Genomic DNA, 20,355 nt, shown 5'->3' with positions numbered 1-20,355 from the left:
CGCCGGTGGCCGGACCCGAAGGTCCGGCCACCGGCAGAAGAGACGACACCCCCACGTGACTCCCCCCATCGACGCCCACGTCCGCCTCGACACCCACCCCACTCACCCCAGCTCCGTGACCGCGGTCCTGACCGGCGCCCAGGCCCGCATCGCTCTCATGGGTCTTGAGGCAGCCGACTGGACCGTCGTCGCCGAGAACGTCCTGGTCCTGGTCCGCATCGACCACGAGGAGCCCTACTGGGCCGAGGACGCAGCCAAGCACCTGTCCGCCGAAGGTATAACCGTCGAGATCACCCCTCGGCTCCGGGAGGCCATGGACGAGGAATGGACCTGGGCCAACTACCCGATGCCCTGGTGCACCCGCAGCGAAATCCGCAGGGTCTCCAACGAAGCCCAGAAGATCCACGACGACATCCGCCACGGCCAGCTCCTCATCCACGCCCACGCCCACGACGGCCACACCACCGTCGCGGTCGGCACCTACCTCGGCCGCAACGGCAAGTCCATCTACCTCCACGGCGAGGACCACCTGCGCCAGGTCGCCGACACCTTCGACTCGCCCGCCCAGGCCCTGCTCGCCTTCGAGAAGGTCCACACCGCCGACATGCGCCCCGGCGCGGCGCCCCTGACCGACACCGAACGCGCCGCCGCCGAGGCCCGCGCCACCTTCGGCCTCACCGCAGCCAAGCCCGCACCGTCCCGCCCGGAGCCGGAGACCGTTCCGGCCTACCTGGCCGATGCCGGCGACCACGACGCCCTGCTCGACGCCTTCCTGGATGCACACGGCGATTGGGAGAAGTGGCGCACCTGGTCCGACGAGACGACTCACGCCATCCACGAATCCCAGACCCTGCGCATCGAGCGCACCCACGAAGCCCCCGCCCACGAGACCGCATGGACGGTGGCGGCGTACGAGACACCGGTCTCCGACCGCATGTGGGTGCTCACCACGACCGGCGCCACCCCAGCCCCCGTGCTGCAGGAACTGCTGGATCACCTCGCCGACGGCGACGGCTGGGACACAGCCGTCAGCGCCCCGGTGGACGAAAGGACCGTCACCGCCGCCACGCGGCCCCTCTCCGAGGCCGGATGGAAGCACACCGTGGACGGGCGCTGGATCCGCTGGACGTCCCCTGCGGCAGACGCGGGAGTCCAGTTCGACGCCTTCGCCGCCCAGCACCCGAACCAGACCCTCGCGACCTGGACCGTCTGGGCCGGCCCGAACGCCGACCGCCCCACCTGGACCCTCACCGCGTCCCCGCGCACCCCCAGTTCGCTGCTGGCCCACCTGGCCGAGAACCTCGCCCAGGGAACCGGCAGCCGCCGGGCGCAGACCACGGGCCGCGAACGCAGGACGAACCTGGGCACCGCACCGCCGACTATCCCGGCGGTCGCAGCCAGCCGTACACGCTGACTGCGGCCATCCCAGACTTGGTAGTTTCAGGCGTATGACGCTGCGTTCTGTGGATCTGCGTAAAGAGCCCGTGGAAGCCGTACTGGACCGTGTCGAGCGGTCGCTGGGGGTGCGCCTGGATCACGAGACTGTGGTGCGTAAGCGCCGGTCTGTGGGGGCGCGTACGGACCGCGGTTCATGGGTGCGTGTCGAGCGGCGTGGGCTCGACCGGATCGGGGTTCAGGGCGGGGACGGCACCGCGTCCGCCGAGGCCCTGCGCGGGATCGCGAAACCGTCCTGGCTCGCCGGCGTCGCGTGGCGGGACGAGACGGAGCCGGTGATGTGGCGCGCGGACGAGACCGAGCTGCTGCCCGGGGCGCCGGTCGGCAGTGCGGTGGTGGCGGAGGATCCGCTGCTGCCCGAGGAGTGGTGGGCCGCCCTGAATGCCTCCCTCGATGCCCTCGCCGCGCAGCACACCAACCGGATCGCGACACCAGATACCGAGACCCTCACACAGGAACTGGTCACGGAAACGGTCCACAGCGTCTTCCCTGGCGTCGATACGGCCGTGGGCGAATGGCGTCCGGCCCATGCGGATTTCAACTGGGCGAATATGACGGCGCCGGTGTTCTGCGTGTTCGACTGGGAGGACTGGGGCATGGCCCCGTGCGGCCTGGACGCGGCAAGTCTGTGGGGCGCTTCCCTCGCCGTCCCCGCTCTGGCCGACCGTGTCCGCAGCGAGCGGCGCGACGATCTGCAAAGCCGGGACGGCAAGCTGATGACCCTGTTCGTCGCCGCGAAAATCCTTGGCCCCTACGCCGACCCGGACGATCCTCGACTGGGGGTCGCCCGGGAGACGGCGGAGCGAGTGGTGAAGGAACTTCGGACGGGCTGACGGCGGGCCTGGAGGAGCTGCCGGTACTCCCGGACCACCTGGTCATCGACCTCGTACGCCAGGGCGCCGACCAGCTCCCGCAGGTGGTCGACGTTGTCCGTACCGACCGCGACCGCGTCGACCCGGGGCAGGCCGTAGGCGGCGCGGAACGCCGCCTGGGCACTCGTGGCCGGCGGGGTGTTCCGCAGGAAGATCCGCGGATCGAACTTCCCCCACACCGCCTCGCTCGTACTGCCGCCGAAGGGGCTCATGCCCCACACCTGCGACGGTCGCCAACGCGTCACAAGGGCCTCGGCCGCTTCGAGGGCGTCGGCACCCACCACTAGCCCTGAACGGACCATGAGGACATCAGGGCGAGGAGCGTCGAGGTCGGCAAGCGGGCGCGGATCCCAGCTCGACACACCCCACCCCCCGCACAGCCCCGTCTGCGCGGCGTCGGACAGGACTGCGCACGCCTGCGCCAGCATCTCGGCGTCGGGGTGGGAGTGCTCGGGGTTGTGGAGGAGCACCGTGTCCGGTTCACGTCCCAGGTCCTTCACGGCCTGCTCGACTCCGGCGTGCAGCCGGGCGGGGGCGAGGGAGTGTTCCCCGGGGAAGTATCCGACCTTGGTGGAGACCGCGAGTTTCGGCAGGAGATCGCCGGCCACCGTCTTCAGTACCTCGTGTGAGCGATGGCGGAGGTAGTTCGAGGCGGTGTCGATGCGCGCTACGCCGAGGTCGGCGGCTGCTTCGAGTACGTCACGGGGGTGACGAGACCGGTATAGCCCGAGGACGACGTCTCCGTCAGTGGTTCGCACAGCCCCTCCGTGATGAGCAGGTCGGCCAGGGTGGTGGTGTCCTCGTCGGCGCCGTCGAGGTAGACCGGGTGACCCGAGAGCAGCGCGCGGAGTCCCGGTTCTGCGCGCTCGTGGAGGGTCAGCCGCTTGCCACCGCCGCAGACTTGGAGCCTGTCGCCAGACCGGACGATGGAGGGGGCGAACTCGGTGACGGCCGCGACCCCCGCCGGGCGGCCGAAGGCGGTCACATAGGGCATGTGGCGGGCGGGCGGCGTGTTGGACCGCAGTTCGTCCAAGTACCGATCGGGACTGTAGGTGGCAGCCAGAGCGCTGAGCTTGTCCGCCAGCACCTCGTGCGCGGTTCCCTCGGCACCTTCCAAGTCGCGGCGGAACGCCTCATCGGCGCGGGCTGCGTCGGACAGGAAGTTGGCCCACGTGACGCCGGTCCGTTTGGTGAACCCGAACGTCACATGCAGCGAGTGGCCACTGCTGCCGGAGCCGAGTCGGGTGGCGGTGTGCCAGAAGCCGCGGGGGATGTGCATGACGTCCCCGGCCCGCATGGTGCCCTTCCACAGCACTTCCTCGGAGGGCGTGCGGTTGCGTTCGGCGTCGCGGTACATCGGCGCCGACCGGGAGGGGCCGCGCACCTCCCACGACTTCTCGCCCGAGAGCTGGACGGCGATGACCTCGTGGTCGTCCCAGTGCAGATGGAATCCGTCGGTTTCACCGACTGCGAGGTATGCGTTGGCGGAGGTCAGGTCGCCGGACCACCAGCCCAGGGCCCGGCATGCGACTTCCAGGGTCGGGTCGAAGAAGTCGACGTGGTCCAGGACCACGGTGCCGCCGTTGTTGAGGATCCGTCCGAGGGCCGCCATGTCGGCCTGGCTCACGGCCTGCCGGCGCCGGTTGACGTTGGTGGACAGGAACGTGGACGGGTGTATTTCGTCGCCCTCGGCGTAGCAGCGAAGCTGCGGATTGGCCAGGTGGCGGCGCTTGATCAGGTCCAGCAGCTTGTGCGGGGTCAACAGCCGTGCGGGCAGCTCCGGGTCCGTGAGACGGCCGCGTGCGAACGCGGTCCCCACGGAACCCGGCCCGTCCCAGCCGAGAGCCTTCTCGATGTGGGTGACGAGCCGGTGCTCCATGGGTCCCCCTATTCCTTCGGGAGGTTCAGGTCGCGGTTGTCGCCGTCATCGCCCGCGCTGTTCTGCGAGCTGGTGACGTCGGACCGCTCGGACTCGCTGCGGTCGTGCGCGGTCGCCAACTCCTCCACAGCGATCAGAAGCGCGGGACTCGTCCCCGCTCGCTGCGTGGGCGCCGTGTCTGCCATCTACGCTCTCCTCTCAGCCGCTACCGCCCAGCTCCGGGCGAAGGTCTGAGTTAACCCGCGTCCACCAGATGGCAGTAGAGCGGGATTCGGACAGACGTGCGGAGCACGCTATTCGTTGCCGAGGCGTACGGCGGACTGCAGGAGGCACCGCCGGGCGGGCCGTATCGCTCAGCGCAGCGTATGGGCATGGGGCCGGCGCAACATAGCGCGGGATCGCCGGTTAGCCAAACCGGCCATCCCGCGCATCATTGGTAGTCCACCGCCACGACCTGCCCGTACGTCGAAAGGCACCACCGACGACCACAGACCAACCGCGAAGCGCTCACCGCGAAGGTGCCGTCACGCGATTAGGCCGCTGCGTAGCTCGCCCGGAACAGATCCTGCGCCCTCTCCACGTCCTTCGGCGTACGGAGCTGAACCTCCAGGTCGCCCGTCCCGTGGTGACCGAGACCGGACACGTCCCGGGTGAAGCCCGGAACGAGGTCGACGTCCTTCGGGTCGACCTTCAGGTAGACCAGCAGCTTGCTGCGCTGCGGCAGGCAGAGGCAGGCGAAGTTCCGCAGCCGCTGATACGCCCGGTAGGTCTTGCGCTCCACCCGGTTCACGCCGTCCCCGAGCCCGAGCAGGACCTCGTCGACCGCGCCCGCCAACTCTGTCATCGCCGCGCCCTGGACGTCGGCCGCCGCACGGGTAATCGCCTGGCGCCGTGCCCGGCGGGCCACCTGCATGCCGCCGCTCACGGCAGCCACGGTCTCAAGGCCGAGCAGGTCGCTGTCGAAGAGTCGGTAGCGGACCAGGTCGATCGACCGCCGGTGCTCGCGCACGGCATGCACGTCGTAGCGGGTGAAGTCGCCGGCGATGCAGATCAGGCGCGGGCCGCTCCACAGGACCTGGGCCGCGGCCGTCACCCCGAGCCGGTCGCGGACCAGGTGCTCGAACTCGGCCCGGTGGTCCATCAGCCAGGACAGGTAGAACAGACCCTGGTTGATGACGCCGGCATCCGTGCCGCGCTTGTACTCGACAATGACCGGCGATCCGTTCTCGTCTAGCCCGAGCGAGTCGATCCGGCCCCCGTGCACTGGGCCAGTGCTGTACTCGCTCGCCAGGAACTGCACCCCCAGCAGCGTCTCCATGTGCGCCTCGACGAGACCCTGCACATCGGCCTCGATCTCAGCAAGACGCGGCATGACCTCGGTCATGCCGCTATTCGTCGTGTCCGTGCGGAACAGCTTCAGGACCGACACCTTCCCCTCCTCGGCTCGGAGATCAGCAACGCCGATGAGGTACGGGATGTTTCCCCCGAGAGGCTTCGGGGGCGTGAAGATAGTGTGAGACCCTACGTACGGCCCGACCGAGGAGCGCCCGCGTCCCCCGGCCACCGGGAAACCGCGATTCCCCCATGCGTCCCCCGCGACCTGGGGGACAGCGCCTGGAAGGTGCGTTTACGCAGGTCAGCCCCCGTAGATCAGTGGATAGAGCACGTGCCTTCTAAGCGCCTGCTCCCCCGTCCTTCCCAGGGAGTGCGTCCCCGCGACCAGGTGGGAGGCTAATTGGCGTTGGTCAGCGCCACTCCCATCGATGCCAAACTTCCGCCGGGGTATTTCACTAAGCGGGAGCGTGCAAGGCGCTTCTTGAACGTGGCCAGTAGTGGAGTCACAGGCCGAGGAAGGACATGAGATCCGGAATCTCAGTGAGTATTCCATTGCAACGCCAGCAGGACGACCAAGTCTTCTGCCCGCCCCACAGGGGGCGACTCCGGCCCTGGCCTTCCGCTAGAGATGTCTAAAGGCGCGGGTTGCGCGGGGTCGTGACGGCTGTCGTGGGTCCGCGCTATGCAGCTACGCCCCCGCCGGACAGGACCTGCTGCCCCTGGTAGAGCTGGTCGACGAAGTTCTGATAGCAGTAGCCCAGAAAACTTGCCGAATGGCCCAGTCCACGACGCGCCTGTGCACGCCAGGCCCACAGCATCATGACCACCACCCGTGAAGTCCGCCACAACCTGGGCAAGCAGCCCAGACGACTCAACATTGCCAACCGGCTCTCGACAGCCATAGCGAGTACCCCGACAAGGCAAGCCTGGAGATGGGCGCCGAAGGCATGGACGCCACTGCCCAAGCGTTGCGGACTGATGCCTCTGCCCTACTTCGGATCGGCGACGACGAAACGAACTGGGTCAGGAACAGCTCGCCACCCACCTGCCGTCAGCTCCCTCTTGCGGCCCACCACCGCGGAGTGCCGGCCAAGTTCTGACAACACAGCCTCACGAGCCCTGTGCCGCTGGGAGCGGTACACGACAGCATGAGGGCTTCTCGCAAGCGGGAATAGTTGCCCGGCTACCCACTGACTCAGTCCCCGCTACAAGCGCGGTCCTCGCAACCACCTGGCCCTTCCTCGGCATCGCCGCCGCCCCCTGCTGCTAGAAGCGGCTCATCCGCCTCACCGCATAGGACACTGTTCTTGGTCTGGCAGCCGAAGCCGAGGCGGGCAGCAGCGAAGGGACGGCGATGATGACGTTCACGGACGACGCGGGTGGCCGAGACCGCGCCGAAGCGCTCCTGTGGTCTGCCCCCACAGGTCAGCTGCCAGCACCGCCGATCGACACTCGGGCGCAGGTGCTGCCCATTGGGGAACTGGAATGGCCCGACGCCGAGCGCCTGTTCCTCAGGCTGCTGCACACCGTCAGGCCGGTTCAGTACGCAAAGCTCTTCGGTGTTCCAGGCCAAGCCCAAGCTGGGATCGACGCCTACGCTCGACTTCCGCTCGACCTGACGGGCGGCGAGTCCGGCGGCCGGGACTACGTCACCCTGCAGTCTCGACGGGTCGAATCGCTGACCGCGGCCAAGATCAAGAAGGCCGTCGACGACCTGTTGAAGGGCGAATGGGCGGACAAGACGGTGTCGTTTCACTTCGCCACGTCGTTCGACCTGCAGGACACCAAACTGGACCTGTCGATCCGTCAGCAGACCGAACGGCTGGCCAAAGTCAAGATCACTTTTGTTCCGTGGGGCGTGCAGGAGGTCTCTAGTCTGCTGAAGGACCATCCTCTCATCGTCGATGACTTCTTCGGCCGAACCTGGGTGGAGCGCTTCTGCGGCCCAGAAGCAGCCCAGGGCCTCGCAAACAACCTGCCACACCAGGACAGCAGAGACCTACGCGCAGGGTTGCGCGATCTCTACCACGCCGTCTTCTCTGCACAAGGCGGAGCCCAACCGGTCGAGAACGCAGAGCCCGACGGCGAGTTCGTCATCCTGGACGTCGAGCCCAATCATCTGCGGGCCGACAGCATCGACGCCGAACAGTCCGAGCCGACTGTTGAAGATCAACGCCCGGCGGAAGGCTCGGTCGACGGGCAGACCGCCTCGTGGCTGGGCGCCCGCCGGCAGTCGTTCAGATCTGCCCGGCACTTGCTCAAGCACAGAAGCCAGGCCGCACTGGCTAATGCCGGCACAACGGCTGCCGACGAGTGGTTGGCCACCGGTAAGTACCGGTTGCTCATCGGCCGTCCGGGAGCGGGAAAGTCAAGCCTGTTGCGGTTCATGGCAACGGACCTGCTCTCGTCCCAACCGCAGTCGACTACGTTGCAGCGGGAACACGCCACCGACCTGCCGATCTGGCTGCCATTCGGGTTCCTGTGCCGCCACGTTGAAGCGTCGACGGAGAACTCGCTTATCTCGGCCGCCGAAGCCTGGCTGAAGTCGCAGAGCGCCATCCATCTCTGGCCGCTGGTCAAACGTGCACTGCGGGATGACCGTTTGCTGCTGCTCGTTGACGGCGTCGACGAGTGGAGCGACGTCGGCGCAGCCGAACGCGCCCTCGGGATCCTCGAGGCGTTCCTTGGCCGTACCAAGGCGTCAGCGATCCTCTCCACGCGCCCATACGCGGTCGACCGGCTCAACTGGAGGCGCCCGTGGGCGCAAGCTGAGATCACGCCGCTGACGAACCAGCAGCGCCAGACGATCGCAGCCGGGATCCTCCGGCCAGTCACCCAGTCGGAAGTCGCAACGGCCTTCCCGGCGACGTGGAGCGCCGGCGTCGAACCGTTCCTCGACCAACTCGAGGCCACCCCGGAACTCGCCGAGCTCTCCAGGTCCCCACTCTTCCTGACGCTGCTGGCCGCGACATGGCAAGGCGAGCCCCTACCACGGCAGCGGTTCAAGATCTACGCTCGGCTCGTGGAGCTGCTCGCTGAAAAGCATCCCCAGATGCGGCAGCGCGCCTCCCATGCCCGAGGAGCAGTGCTGACAGCGAGCGACGTGACCACGCTGTTCGCCGCCGTGGCCTACCGCCTCCGCGTCAAGGTCCCCGCTGGCACCGTCACCAAGCCGGAGATGCGCACGCTCATCGTTGAGTCGATGACCGACGACGAAGTCCTCGGCTATCAGCGAGCCGATGCCCGCAGAATCGCTGATGCAGTCCTCGCCATGGCAGAAGACGAATTCGGGCTGATCGTGTCACACGGCGCCGGGTCCGTCGGCTTCCTGCATCGCGTCGTGCTCGATTACCTGGCTGGCCAGTATCTCGCCACGCTGCCCACCGAAGAGCAGATCGCGGCCGTCCAGCGGTTTGTGCATGACCCGGCTTGGCGCGATGTGCTCCTGACCCTGCTGACCGCGCAGATCAGTCCCTATACAAGCGTGCCACTGCTTGCCGCGGGCCTGGCTACGGGCGGCCACCGATGGGCAGACATCGACGGATACGAGCTGCTCGCCGAGGCGCTCGCCGCCGGTGTCAAGCTCACCCCGAAATCGCAGACCAGTTACACCAACCAGCTCGTCGAACGCGTGGAGACCCATCCGTCGCTGCGTCATCGGGCGAACCTCATCACTGCACTAACCGGCGCGCTCGCGAACCACGCCGCACGCACCCACCTACTACCGATCATGAAACGGTGGCTCACAGCGCCTCGCCCCGAACCTTCACCAACCATGTGGGCGCTGCGCGATCTCGACATCGCTGACGACGTCGCGGCCGAGTACCTGCTCTGGGGCATTAGACACCCAGAGGACAACGTGAAGATCAACGCAGCGCTGGCCATCGCACGCCGATTCGGTGGCCGGTCGCGCCTGCTCGACCGGTTGGTGGCGTTCACCGAGACTGGGCCGTCCTCTGCGACCCAGGCCTCTGCCATCCTCGCCATCGGCAACGGGTGGGCAGATGCACCGGAAACCACACGGATGGTCGACTGGGCGCGAGTCCAGCCATCCAGGTCACTCCGGCTGGTTGGCCTGCACCTGCTGCAGCGCGGCACTACGTCAGGAGATGCCGCACTGTATCGTCCGGAGGAACGAGACTGGCTGCTGTCCTTGCTTCGCCGAGAGGACCTCCTCTCCGGTCCGTGGCCCGCAGCGGACCTCGTCAACATCGCCGCCACCGGGGATGCGCAGGCAGCGGAGTTCGCGCTGGAGACCTTGCAGACGAACGGTCGCAATGGTGGCGACCGTGGCCTTGCATGGACCCTGGCGTGCAACGCCTTCGCCGGCGACAGCCGCTTCAAGGCATGGGTGGCTGCTGAGCTCGCAGACCCGGAGGAAGGCGGGCTGATCCTTTTCGACGTCGGCATGATTCCCCAGCAGTGGCGCGACGATCCGGCATTCGCTCAGGCTCTCCACCCTTACGTGGACACCGGATTGCGGAATATACAGCCCTACCGCGTAGCCGGCCTCGCCACCGCGCTGCCACCCGCTGAGGCCCAGGTGGTGCTGTTGCGCGGTCTGGACGCCGCCCGGCCGTACGCCGCGGCCCGCACGTTGGTCGAGCGGTACGCAGACGACGAGTACGTCCGGACCGTCCTCTCCAGCCGGCTTCGCGGCGACTTCGCCGAAGCCGCGCCGATGGCAGGCGTAGCCATCGACGTGCTTGGTCCAAGGGAGGGTTTTGCCGTCCTGGTGTCCCTGCTGCGCCAGTCCGACGCGCATGCGCAGACCGAGGAGCGCGTTGTCGTTGCTCAGGCTGTGGCCGATGCCTGGAAGCAGTTCGAGACTGCCGTCCGGGAACCCGATGCCGAAACCGAATCCGCGAGGGAGGCGCTTGCCAGCTACGACCCAGCCGAGCTGGCGGCACTGTGCACCGCGGTTTCCCCCCACTTCTTGATGTGGCATGTCCCAGCGGTCATCAACGCCTGGCCTGAGCAGCCGACTGTCCGTGAGTTCGCCGACAAGCTCATCCACGACACAAGGCCCATCTCGTCAGGGATTTCGGACACCATTCCAGCCGCCATCCTCAGGGCCTACTGCGGCAGGACCGACGAACCCTCTCTCCTGATCGTCAACAAAACTCTCAACCTGCTCAAGCACATCGAACCAGAGCTACGCGAAGTTCTGGCATTCGAACTTGCACGCAGCTCACTCGCCGCGGCCGACCTCCTCGGCGTGATGGTGGCATGGAAGAACGAACCGGATACCGGGATTCGCCGGAACGCCTTCATCGGGCTGATCCAATCGATCAAACGCCACCAGCAAGCCCACAACAACCTAATGGGCTCCGGCGCACAGACGCCCGAGATGGAATGGCTGCGCGGTGAGATCACGGACGAACTGTGCGCCTACGGCCCTGAACTCGAAGAGCGCCGCCAACTGGCGTGGATCGGCATGCTCATGCTCGGTGACCTCACACTGATCGACAGTGTCAGGGAAACCCTCGGTTACCCCGGTGTGCCCGGCGTCAGACTGGATGTCCTCCACGACGGTGACGTGGATCAGATTCTTGTCGACCTCGTCGCCGAAAACTGGGAAGGACTGCACGCTCACTTCGGCGATGGGATCTTCGAGCGGCTGAACGGAAAGTCCGACAGTCAGCGCCGTACCGCCAGCGAAGAACGGCGCCACGTTATGTCAGCGCTCGCAACAGTCGTTTCCCGATATCCCACCATCGCCGAGATGCTCCGCAACGAGGCCGAAAGTGATGCAGACCTCCGCCAGGATTGGGGCTTCCTGGTGTGGGCCAAAGAAGAGAACAGAGGCGACGAGGGAGTCCTTCGTTCGATCGTGGCAGCGCTCAACCGAACGGGCCACCATCGGAAGGACCAGGTCCTCGACTCGGTGCTGGACCGCGACAGCTGGAATGTGCCCGATGAGGTGTTCAAGGCCATCCTCGCCGAGGACGCCGTTGACACGCGGTCAGGCCATGCCTTTGTAAACGAAGAGCTAGCCGCCTACACACAACTGTTTCCAGCGGACAGCTTGTCCATCGCCGCGCTCCGAGACCTCGAAACGTGGTTCGAAGCAGACCCCGCAACCCGCGAGCGGCTCGACTGGAGCGAGATGTTGGCCATCGCCTTCGGTGCAGCCAAACCGCAAGATCTTCCAGCCCTTGCAACCCGCGCTCACACGCGAATCCGCATGGGACTCTCGGACCTCTACCTACCCATGTTCGCGAAGCCACTGATGCGGCGGCTACGAGTGGACGCGGACGCCATCGAGGCATTCAAGGCCGCCCTAAGCGACCCAATGGGTATTCGCGAGGACAGCCCAATACTGGCGGCCCCCTGGGACCCGATTGCCGACGCACAGCCGGAAGCGCAAAAGTTGCAACGCATCTATCTTTTCGCCGTGGTACTGCGGCAAGCGGGTGCCCTGCCGCAGCTGGACGCGACAGAGGCCATCCGCGTCCTCGAATCCGCGTCACCAGATACTGTCGTGCACAACCCCTTCACCAACCAGGAAGGTCCGCTCTGCGTAGCCGTACTTGACCTCGCCGCGCGCTGACACCGTGATCGGTCTTCAGCGTCGGTTGGGCGAACAGACAGTAAAGGCTCGACCAGCGGACCGAGCGCGGCAACTACGTCGGCCACATCGCTGGTGCCCCTCCCTCGCCGAGTACCGCCACGGCCTGGAAGCGGCTGGCGTCACCGACATCAAGATCACTCCGCCCCACCGGGCCGCCGACGGCATGCAGTCATTCATCGTCCAGGCCGTCAACCCTAGGACCGCCCAGCCGAGGGAGCACGCCACCAACGCGGCATCCGAGCCAAACTCCACAGGCGCGGTGGGGCCGACAAAGCTGACCCACGCGGACCCGAAATCCGTACCCCCGCCCGCTAAACCGCGGGTCCGGGTGCGGGTCGTTTCAGGTTCAGGATTCCGCGAACCCGCGCGCCTCACTCCGTGACGCCCGCGAAACCCTCAACGTCCTCCTGCGCTCGCGGACCCGAGCCGCATACATCGACACGACCCACCCCGTGGCGACACTCATCAAACGTCTTCATCCTCTCCCCCGACCGCCAGGCTGAACTCATCGCCCTGCTCGCCTGCGCCACCGCAGAGATGATGAGGCACCAGCCCGGCTTCATCTGCGCCAACTGCCATGCCTCCCACTCGGTAGGGCGTCCGTCACCTGCCCGTCAGTAACGCCTTTCGGGACTCGGGTGGTGTCACGCATGGTCCGTTGGTTGTCGCCGAGGAGCCTGGGGGCATCGATGAGCCCCGGAGCGGGGTCGGGGCGGCCCTGCACATATGCCAGACGGGAAGCGGCCAGATGGGTCAGTCGGGCCGCCTGGAGCGTTAGCGAGCGACGGGCACCGTCTGATACCTCACCTCGCTCCAAGAAGAGTGACGAGATGCGGGCGATGGTCGCTGCGCGGCGTGCGATGCGCACGTCGGCATGGCCGTGCTCTGACCGCGTCTGTTCGTCCACGAGCGCGAACCGCATTGAAGGGGGGTGGGGGTGGCGCTGTGGGGGGCTTTCTCGTTCAAGGTTGTGCCGAACCGGCTGCGTTCGACGGCCTGGAGGTATGCCGCGCGTTCGAGCCGGTTCAGGAACTCGGCCGCGGTCTTCCTCTCCGTCCGCTCGGGATGCTCGCTCAGTTCCCACAGCGGCCACAGCTCCATCTCCGCGACCTCTTGTACGTCGAGGATGCCCATGGCGACGGCGTTGGTGGGCTGCGTCACCAAGTGCCGTCGGACACGGATGCGGAGCCCCTCGTGGGCCTGACCGACGTAGATCGGTTCGCCGTCGTAGTCGAAGAAGGCGTAGCAGCCGTACCGGGCATCCGTCCACCTTCGCCCCCGCGAATCCTCCTCCGCCAGAGCCTTGTTCAGCATCGAACGCAGGCGCTGGACCCATCTCGAACGCCCGGAGTGTCACATGAGCGTCCGGTCGAGACGGCCGGGAATGACAACGCCAGGACGCGATGCCTTGACACGACCAATTTGCGCCACGGGCCCTGGCGGGACGCGGTCTCACCGACCGAGATAGAGGAATCGCACGTAGCACGCGTAGGACAGCCCGCGCTGCCGGACCTTGACGGCCGCCAGAGAGGCGCTCAGCGTCCCGTGGAGCGCGCTGTTCTGCTGGAGTGTGACCGTGCGTCGGCTAAATTCCTGCCGCTGTTGCCGGGCCCGGTCGCCTGCCAGCGTGTTCTCCCGAGCGAGCCGTTCCTGGCCGGCCTCCAGCTGCTTCCGCGCCTGCTCGCGCAAGACGTCGGTCTCGGACTCTACAGCCTTGCGCCGGTCGGTGAGCTGGACCCGGCGGCGGGCGATGCCCTGCTCGATCGACTGCCGCTCCACCGCGGTGAGGGCGGCCGGCTGCCGGGCGACGGCGGACGCAACAACGGATTTGCGCCAGACATCGAGGGCGATGGCCTTGGCCTCGCCGATACCGTGGACGTTGATGACGCGGCCGCTGCTCAGCACGAGTACGGCGCCGGTGTTGTTGTAGGTGCTGTTCTGCACCGACCGGTAGCCCGTGAAATCAGCTGCCGTCCGAATGCCAGCAGCTGCGAGACGAGCGGCAAGTGTCGACCCGATGCCGTGCGGCGGGGACTGGGCGATCAGCCGTCGGCCGAGCTGATCCCGGACGTACGCGGACTGCTTGTCGGTGAGCGCTTTGGCCAAAGCCTTGCGGAGTTCCTCCGAGAGTCCGTCGATCTTCTTGTCGAGATCGCGCTGCTTGCGGACCTTGCGCTTCTCGGCCTCCTTGAGCTCGGCGTGGTATTGGGCTGTGAGCTTGTCCTGGGCCCGCGGGAGGGCGGCGGCCCGCTTTGTCTCCCCCGCGTCGAACTTCGCACGGTCCTTGCGCAGCCTCTCGGCTGCCTTGGCCGGGTCCTCGAGCTGGTCCAATTCGTTCGTCAGCCTGACCAGGGCGGCCCGTGACTGTGCCCGCTCCACGCGGCGGCGCCGGGCGAACGCGGTGAGCGCGGCAGCGAAGACGAGGGGCACCCCGAACCCGAACAGTGGCGTCTGGAATCCGGTGACGATCATCAGGACGGTCGCGGCCAGCGCGAGCGGCCAGAGCACGGCCATGACGGCGTCCAGCGGTGTCCGGGTGCGGAAGCCGTCCGGTGAGGTGGCGGCGGGCGCGGCCGAGGGCGGCGCGGCCTGCTGGGGAACGTGCCCGGTCATCCAGCCAGGCAGTCCACCCGTACCGGGAGAAGCGGTCGGGGGGACGGCTGACGCCGCGGTGGTCGTCGTGGCGGAGGTCCGCTGCTTCGGGACGGCCTGGGCGAGCGGGGGAAGCAGGTCCAGCGGTTGGGAGGCCAAGGACCTCACGTGGTCCGCGAGGCCACTCACCGTCGGATCCGGGTGGGCGAGCAGCGTCTGCAGCCCCGTGGCGCCGGCCGGATTCTTGAAGTCTTCCTCGGTGAGCAGCAGGAACTCACCACTCGGCTCGTGCAGTCGGTTCCACAGTGCGGGGTCGGCGGCGACGGCCTTGAGCGACAGGAAGATGACCCAGGCGGAGAACCGGTCCAGCGCCGCCCCGAAGTCGTCGTTCCCGCGCATGGGCGACTGGTAGTTGCGGTGCCCCCTCTCGGTGCCACCCAGGCCGGCCAACGCCGGCACGTACATGCCGTCGTAGTCGACCAGGCGGAGGGTGTCATCGCCTGCGACGAGCAAGTTGCCGTGCTGGAAGTCACCGTGGGCGATCTCATGTGCCGACAGATCGCGGGTCAGGGACTCGAAGCGGTCGGCCAAACGGTCGACGGCGAACCGGTCGGCGTGGTTGTCGTCGAGCCAAGAGGACAGAGTTACGGCATCGATCCACTCCATCTTCAGGACCGGATAGCGCTCTTGGCCCACGCCGATCGCGTCGGGCAGGTACTCGAAGCCGAGATTCCACTGCTGGGAGAGCTCGGCCGAATCCAGTTGCGCAAGTCGGGCGCTGATGGCCTGGTAACGACGCTCCTGGTCAGGGATGTAGCGGGTGAAGCATTTGACCGCATACCGCTGCCCCGAGGTGACGGAGGTCAGCGAGAACACGCTCGCGAAGGCGCCGGAGATGGCCCGGGGCAGACCTAGCTTGGTCAGTTCCGGCCGTGCGCCCTTGAGCTCGGGGTGCCGGAAGCACAGTTGCGTGTGCTGCAGTGCCTCCGCATAGGCTGCACCGCTGGGGAACTGCCGCTGCGGACCGACAGACGTGACCACGTTCACCGCCCTTCGAAGTCGATCCGGACAACCGCCACATCGTCGTTCCGCAACTGCTGGCACTCCCGGAGACCGTCCAGCCAGTCCATAAACCCGCCCAGGTCGTCAGGCCCGGAGAACTCCAGCAACTGACGTACGGCGCTGTCCCGGTCGGAAGCCGACAGGAACCACGCCGCCAGTGCGTCGGTCATCAGAAACAGCCGGTCTCCGGGGCCGCACCGGCCCTCGGCGAGCCGAGTACGGCAGGCCAGCAGTGCCACGTCGTGGTTACGGCTGCCGAAAAGATTGGGGGCTGTACCGAACTCTTCGGCAGCCGTAACCGGGAACGCCCGTACCAACCGGTCGTCGCGCAGATGGAACAAACAGCTGTCCCCCAGGGCGGCGGCACGCCACCGCCACGCCGGTTCAGACGCTTCGGAGTCGGAGCCAGGGCCAGGATCGGAGTCTGGGTCGACGCGCACAGTGAGCAAGGTCGCGTAGGCGCCTTCGGCGAGCTTGGTGTGCTCGTACCACTTCAACGGGCGTCCTTCCGCGACTCGCACCTGCGTGTACTGCGCGAGCCAGGGATCCCACTGAGCCACGGCCGACGACGCGAACTCCTCGAAGGCGGCACCGCCGGCCAGCACGTCGGGCCGCTCCATGGCTTGTTCGGCCGCCACGCGGGACAGCAGCCGGGCCCAGTCCTTGGCCAGGGCACTCTCCGTAGCCCCGTCGCAGACGCCCACAGTGAGCGGTTCCCGCAGCATGTAGTCGTGTGAGCGGCTGGGGAGCACAACGACGGCGTCCTCGCATTCCGCTACCGTGCTCCCGTACTTGGGGGCTACGAGGTGCGTGACGTACACGCAGCAGGGTGGGGTGATCACCGCAGTTCAGTCGCGCGGGTGCCGATGTCGAGGAACTGGACGACCGTGGTGATGTCCGCGTTGTAGACGAAGCCGCGGGTTGTGTCGCTGACCCGCTGGCCCTGCGAGGCGGCGTACGAACGCATATGACTGGGCAGAGGGCTCGACATGGAGAAGAGGGTGCGAGCGTAGCTGTCAGGGAGACCGTCGGAGGTGTCGGGGAATGCGGTGGGTGTTCCGCCTGCGGCGGAGACGTGCAGGTTGAACAGCAGGGCCGCGCCGTCGGCCGTGGCGTGCGAGGTAATGGCCTCGGCAGCCGCAGTGGGGTCGCCGTCGGTCGACTCTCCGTCCGTCAGGTTGATGACGATCGGCGGGAAGCTGGCCGGGTAGCGCTCGGTCCAGCTGGCCACGAGGCTTTCGGCGTACTGAAGAGCACGGTTCATCGGGGTTCCGCCATGTGCGACAGGGTCCATCCACAACGGGAAGTTGACCGTGGTCTCGGCCAGACCACCTGCGCCGTCGGGCACCTTTTTGCTGCGCTCGTCAACGCGGGCCGGGTTGTCCGCCACCTCGCTGAGTGGAACGATGTCCCGGCCGGCGAGAGAGCCCGCGAACGCCGAGCCGACGGTGGCGCCGTAGCCGATGACCGCGACGTGGAAGTAGTCGCGTACGCCTTCTTCCTTTGCGCACTTGACCGAGAGCTCGGTGAGGAGCCGGTTGATGGCATCGGCGACGACATCAGCCTTCTGCTGGGGGACTTCACCGCCGATGGGATCGCTCATGGAGGTCGACTGATCGACGAGAAAGATGATGCTCGTCGGATTGCTGCGGCTGATTTCGGCCGTGTACGGCACGTTGCGCTCCTGGCGGACTGCGAAGAAGCGGTCGGCGGAGGAGCTCGCGAAATGCTGACCTTCCGGTTACCCGCGCGCACGCCGAGACACCGAGATCCCCCCGATCACATCGTAGTGCGAGGACCTCGGCCTATGGGTGGGCGTATCCAAAATGGGCCTCGACGAGGTCCTTCACCTCGGCCCTTCATCAGCCGACCAAGGCATCACCTCGGCCACGCCGCCCCCGACTGAACAGGCTCAGTCCCGACACCTCTCCTTCGCCGTCTGGCCCAACACAGGGCGATCGAGACAGTGGCCGCTGGTGAGTTAGTATCAGATTCCTGATGTGGCCACGGAACTTGATTGCCGCCCGAAGGTGACCCCTCCCGCCTGCCGGGTCCATTCGAGGCCATCCGGCCAAACAGCAACCACCTCCTCGACCGGGGTCTCTATCCTGCCGAGAAAGCGGCTGCTTCGTGGTGACGAACCGTCATAATGCACGTCGGGCATGCGTCCCACATGCGTCGCGTGCGTCGAACATACGCCTGGGAATCGCCCGTAACGACCCCGACGCACATCACGCACAGGCCCCGGACATACAGGTCAGGCGTCCTTCTTCTCCGGCTCAAGAATCGCCACGCACTCCACATGGTGCTCATTAGAAACCGGTCAGTCGGCGGGCTGCTCGCCCCGCGTGTCATCGTCCAGTCTGCCGTTCGGGACCGTAAGGACTCCATCCCTGCAGATACGGCCTCAGCTCCTCTGGTGTCGGATCACGCAGAGTCGGCATCCCCCAAGGCTGGCCCAAAGGGTCGATCGCCCGCACGTAGCCACGTGCCCACTCCAGCCAGCGTCGGGGCGCAGCCGGATCCGACTCAGTCGGAGCGCTGCCCAATTCGGCAAGACGACGTTCCAGAGCGTCGCAGTACTCACCCTATTCAGCAGCCTCCCGCCAGCGCCTTGCCTCTTCGTGAAGCACCTCGGCGAGTTGATCCCGAACCGCTCGTTCCTTTGCCTTCGCCATGGCCGCCCGCCAGCGAACCTCACGCTCGTCCCTGGCCCGTTCCTCGCTCTCCCTGCGCTGGGCATCCTCCAGTGCTCGCTCCTCGATCTCCCCGAGAATCACGCCCAAGGCGTCCTCAAGCACCCGGTCCTTCCGATCTCGCCAGCGGCTCGGCCGGCTGGACCGACCGTGGCCAAGCTCTACGACGAGACGTGCGGAGCGCTCCGGATTCGTGGACTGCGGGAACTCCTGCCTGACAGTGACGGTGCACGTGAAGCCGCCGCCGACCACGTCCACTCCGCCGTCGCGCCGCGAGAAGTACGACCGGCCTTCCCTCACTTCCTGCCCTCGTCTCATCGCCTCGGCGGCCAGCGCCTGCAGTATCAGGAGTGACCTACGGCGGAGCACGGGCGGAATCAGCAGCCGCCCCTCATCGTCCCTGAGCGCAGCCACAGCTCGATGGAGGGAACCCAGTCGCGTGGGGACCGGGACCACCGATGTGTCGTCTTTCGGTCTCTGGCTGCGTGAGTTGGGATGCGGGCCTTCCGTAAGGAATATCTCCAGCCCATGTGCGCCGAAGTGGGCCTTCTCGATGCGCTTGCCTTGCGGTTCCAGGCCGTGCCGCTTCGCGTAATCGACGACGCGCCGCCATTCGGCGACCTCATCGTCATCGGGGTCGGCGAGACGGACACGCCCCTCTGCAACCAGGCACGCGACCAACTCCTGCGCCTTCGCGCGGCGAGCCCGAGCGATGGGCCGTTCACCGTACGGCGTCGGATGGCGCGTTCGGCCCGTGGCTTCCCGCCTCCCGCCTCCCGCCGCCTTTCGCCGGTGCCGGTGACCCGGCAGACACCGCCTGGACACCACCGTCTGCAAACGCCGGGTCGTCGGGATGATGACCACGCCGAAGGTAGAACCGGCCGGCCTCGGTGACCCCCGCATGGATATCCCCGTTACCTGTGCTGACCCGCAGAAGTCCACGGTCGCGCAGGGCATAGGCCGAGGGCCAATCCCCCGGTGCCCAGGCTCCGGGTTCTTCACCGACCGCCAGCCGTTCGAGAAGCGCGCGTTGCCGTTCGTTCAAGGCGGACCACGGATGCACAGTCACCAGCCCACACCGCACCCCCACGCTCTGCATAGAGCCGAAAGAGTGACCGTCGGCAGTGGGAGTCTTCAGGGACTTTTCTGGGACTTCCGGCTGCATCAACGCGCACGAGCGTGAAACAGCCGAAAGACCATTCGTGCAGGTCAGTAGCCTGCAATCGCTCGTCGCAGCAGGTCACAGGGTTGACTGGTCTCTTCCGGGACAAGTGACCACGGACTCCTTCGCCCCCTGCGTCCCGCCGCCACCTTCGGCAGAAGCCCCAGCGTCGTCAGGCCATTAGGTGGCTTCTGACCTGCGCCATCTCGCCGCTTGGGTCGAGCACGTGCCCCCGCACCGGCCGGCACCGACTACGAGCAGGTCGACGGCCAGATCGTTATCCCCCCAACGACAGCCATGCGCAAGGGAATTCAGCCAGTGGCGGATGTACGCGTGGGCGGCGGCCACCGGGTCGAGGTCACCGTCGGGGAGCCGGTTACGCTTACCGCCCTCGTCGGGGAGCCGGTTACGCTTACCGCCCTCGTCGGCGTTCCGCCCGGGGCCCGGCACCCTGGTGGCGCTGGCGTGGGGCTTCGACGGCGCCGGAGACTACCCCGTGTCCGAGACCGGACTGGACGGCGCACAGCCCAGGCTCACGGTCGAGACCTCCCACACCTTCACCGAAGCAGGCACCTACTTTTCGGCCCTGCGGGTCACCAGCCAGCACCAGGGCGATCCCACGACTCCGTTCGCCCGTGTCCAGAACCTCGGACGGGTCCGCGTCGTCGTTCGGCAATCCTCATCACCCATCCTGATGACCGATACGGCATGACGCGTCGGGTGCTGGA

The 20,355-nt window shown here is 67.0% G+C and carries 13 protein-coding genes; 4 read left to right on the top strand and 9 right to left on the bottom strand.

What is annotated here, in order from left to right:
• The first annotated feature begins 55 nt into the window (after window positions 1-55).
• Together NLX86_RS34825 and NLX86_RS25750 are read left to right on the top strand one after the other, a co-directional pair.
• The gene (locus NLX86_RS34825) at window positions 56-1,414 is read left to right on the top strand and encodes a DUF317 domain-containing protein (RefSeq protein WP_254374172.1); all 1,359 of its coding nucleotides are present in this window, start codon (window positions 56-58) and stop codon (window positions 1,412-1,414) included.
• A gap of 34 nt (window positions 1,415-1,448) precedes the next feature.
• Window positions 1,449-2,288 carry a hypothetical protein gene (locus NLX86_RS25750; protein ID WP_254374171.1) on the top strand — a complete coding sequence of 280 codons (840 nt, stop codon included), beginning with the start codon at window positions 1,449-1,451 and terminating at the stop codon, window positions 2,286-2,288.
• On the opposite strand, the gene NLX86_RS25745 is transcribed toward NLX86_RS25750, so the two are convergent.
• The 4 genes from NLX86_RS25745 to NLX86_RS25730 form a co-directional block, all read right to left on the bottom strand.
• Window positions 2,207-3,085: an aldo/keto reductase gene (locus tag NLX86_RS25745; protein ID WP_254374170.1), complete on the bottom strand. Its 879-nt coding sequence runs from the start codon at window positions 3,083-3,085 to the stop codon at window positions 2,207-2,209. The two genes, NLX86_RS25750 and NLX86_RS25745, sit on opposite strands and share 82 nt — an antisense overlap.
• The gene (locus tag NLX86_RS25740; protein ID WP_254374169.1) at window positions 2,995-4,206 is read right to left on the bottom strand and encodes a cupin domain-containing protein; all 1,212 of its coding nucleotides are present in this window, start codon (window positions 4,204-4,206) and stop codon (window positions 2,995-2,997) included. The genes NLX86_RS25745 and NLX86_RS25740 overlap by 91 nt, the downstream gene beginning before the upstream one ends.
• An 8-nt stretch (window positions 4,207-4,214) precedes the next feature.
• Window positions 4,215-4,391: a hypothetical protein gene (locus tag NLX86_RS25735; RefSeq protein ID WP_254374168.1), complete on the bottom strand. Its 177-nt coding sequence runs from the start codon at window positions 4,389-4,391 to the stop codon at window positions 4,215-4,217.
• Window positions 4,392-4,738: 347 nt separating this feature from the next.
• Window positions 4,739-5,635, bottom strand: a complete 897-nt coding sequence (locus NLX86_RS25730; RefSeq protein WP_254374167.1) for a DUF5655 domain-containing protein — start codon at window positions 5,633-5,635, stop codon at window positions 4,739-4,741.
• 1,260 nt (window positions 5,636-6,895) lie between these two features.
• Between NLX86_RS25730 and NLX86_RS25725 the strand changes: the two genes are divergently transcribed.
• Complete coding sequence (locus NLX86_RS25725; protein WP_254374166.1) at window positions 6,896-12,094, top strand: NACHT domain-containing protein; 5,199 nt, start codon at window positions 6,896-6,898, stop codon at window positions 12,092-12,094.
• A 795-nt stretch (window positions 12,095-12,889) separates the two neighbouring features.
• Here the strand turns inward: NLX86_RS25725 and NLX86_RS25715 are convergent.
• The 5 genes from NLX86_RS25715 to NLX86_RS25695 form a co-directional block, all read right to left on the bottom strand.
• Window positions 12,890-13,429: a hypothetical protein gene (locus tag NLX86_RS25715; protein ID WP_254374165.1), complete on the bottom strand. Its 540-nt coding sequence runs from the start codon at window positions 13,427-13,429 to the stop codon at window positions 12,890-12,892.
• Between the two features lie 138 nt (window positions 13,430-13,567).
• Window positions 13,568-15,748 carry a hypothetical protein gene (locus NLX86_RS25710; RefSeq protein WP_254374164.1) on the bottom strand — a complete coding sequence of 727 codons (2,181 nt, stop codon included), beginning with the start codon at window positions 15,746-15,748 and terminating at the stop codon, window positions 13,568-13,570.
• 2 nt (window positions 15,749-15,750) lie between these two features.
• On the bottom strand, window positions 15,751-16,611 hold the full coding sequence (locus NLX86_RS25705; RefSeq protein ID WP_254374163.1) for a hypothetical protein: 861 nt from the start codon (window positions 16,609-16,611) through the stop codon (window positions 15,751-15,753).
• On the bottom strand, window positions 16,608-17,444 hold the full coding sequence (locus tag NLX86_RS25700) for a vWA domain-containing protein (RefSeq protein WP_254374162.1): 837 nt from the start codon (window positions 17,442-17,444) through the stop codon (window positions 16,608-16,610). Before NLX86_RS25700 ends, NLX86_RS25705 begins: the two co-directional genes overlap by 4 nt.
• Before the next feature lie 913 nt (window positions 17,445-18,357).
• Window positions 18,358-19,146, bottom strand: coding sequence for a hypothetical protein (locus NLX86_RS25695; RefSeq protein ID WP_254374161.1), 789 nt, complete (start codon window positions 19,144-19,146; stop codon window positions 18,358-18,360).
• A gap of 935 nt (window positions 19,147-20,081) precedes the next feature.
• Between NLX86_RS25695 and NLX86_RS25690 the strand changes: the two genes are divergently transcribed.
• Window positions 20,082-20,339, top strand: coding sequence for a hypothetical protein (locus NLX86_RS25690; protein ID WP_254374160.1), 258 nt, complete (start codon window positions 20,082-20,084; stop codon window positions 20,337-20,339).
• Window positions 20,340-20,355: the final 16 nt, after the last annotated feature.

This window comes from Streptomyces sp. A3M-1-3 (genome assembly GCF_024213665.1).
In the GTDB taxonomy this organism is placed as follows: Bacteria; Actinomycetota; Actinomycetes; order Streptomycetales; family Streptomycetaceae; genus Streptomyces.
The sequence above is the reverse complement of the archived record's forward strand: the minus strand, read 5'-3'. Positions and strand labels throughout refer to the sequence as shown.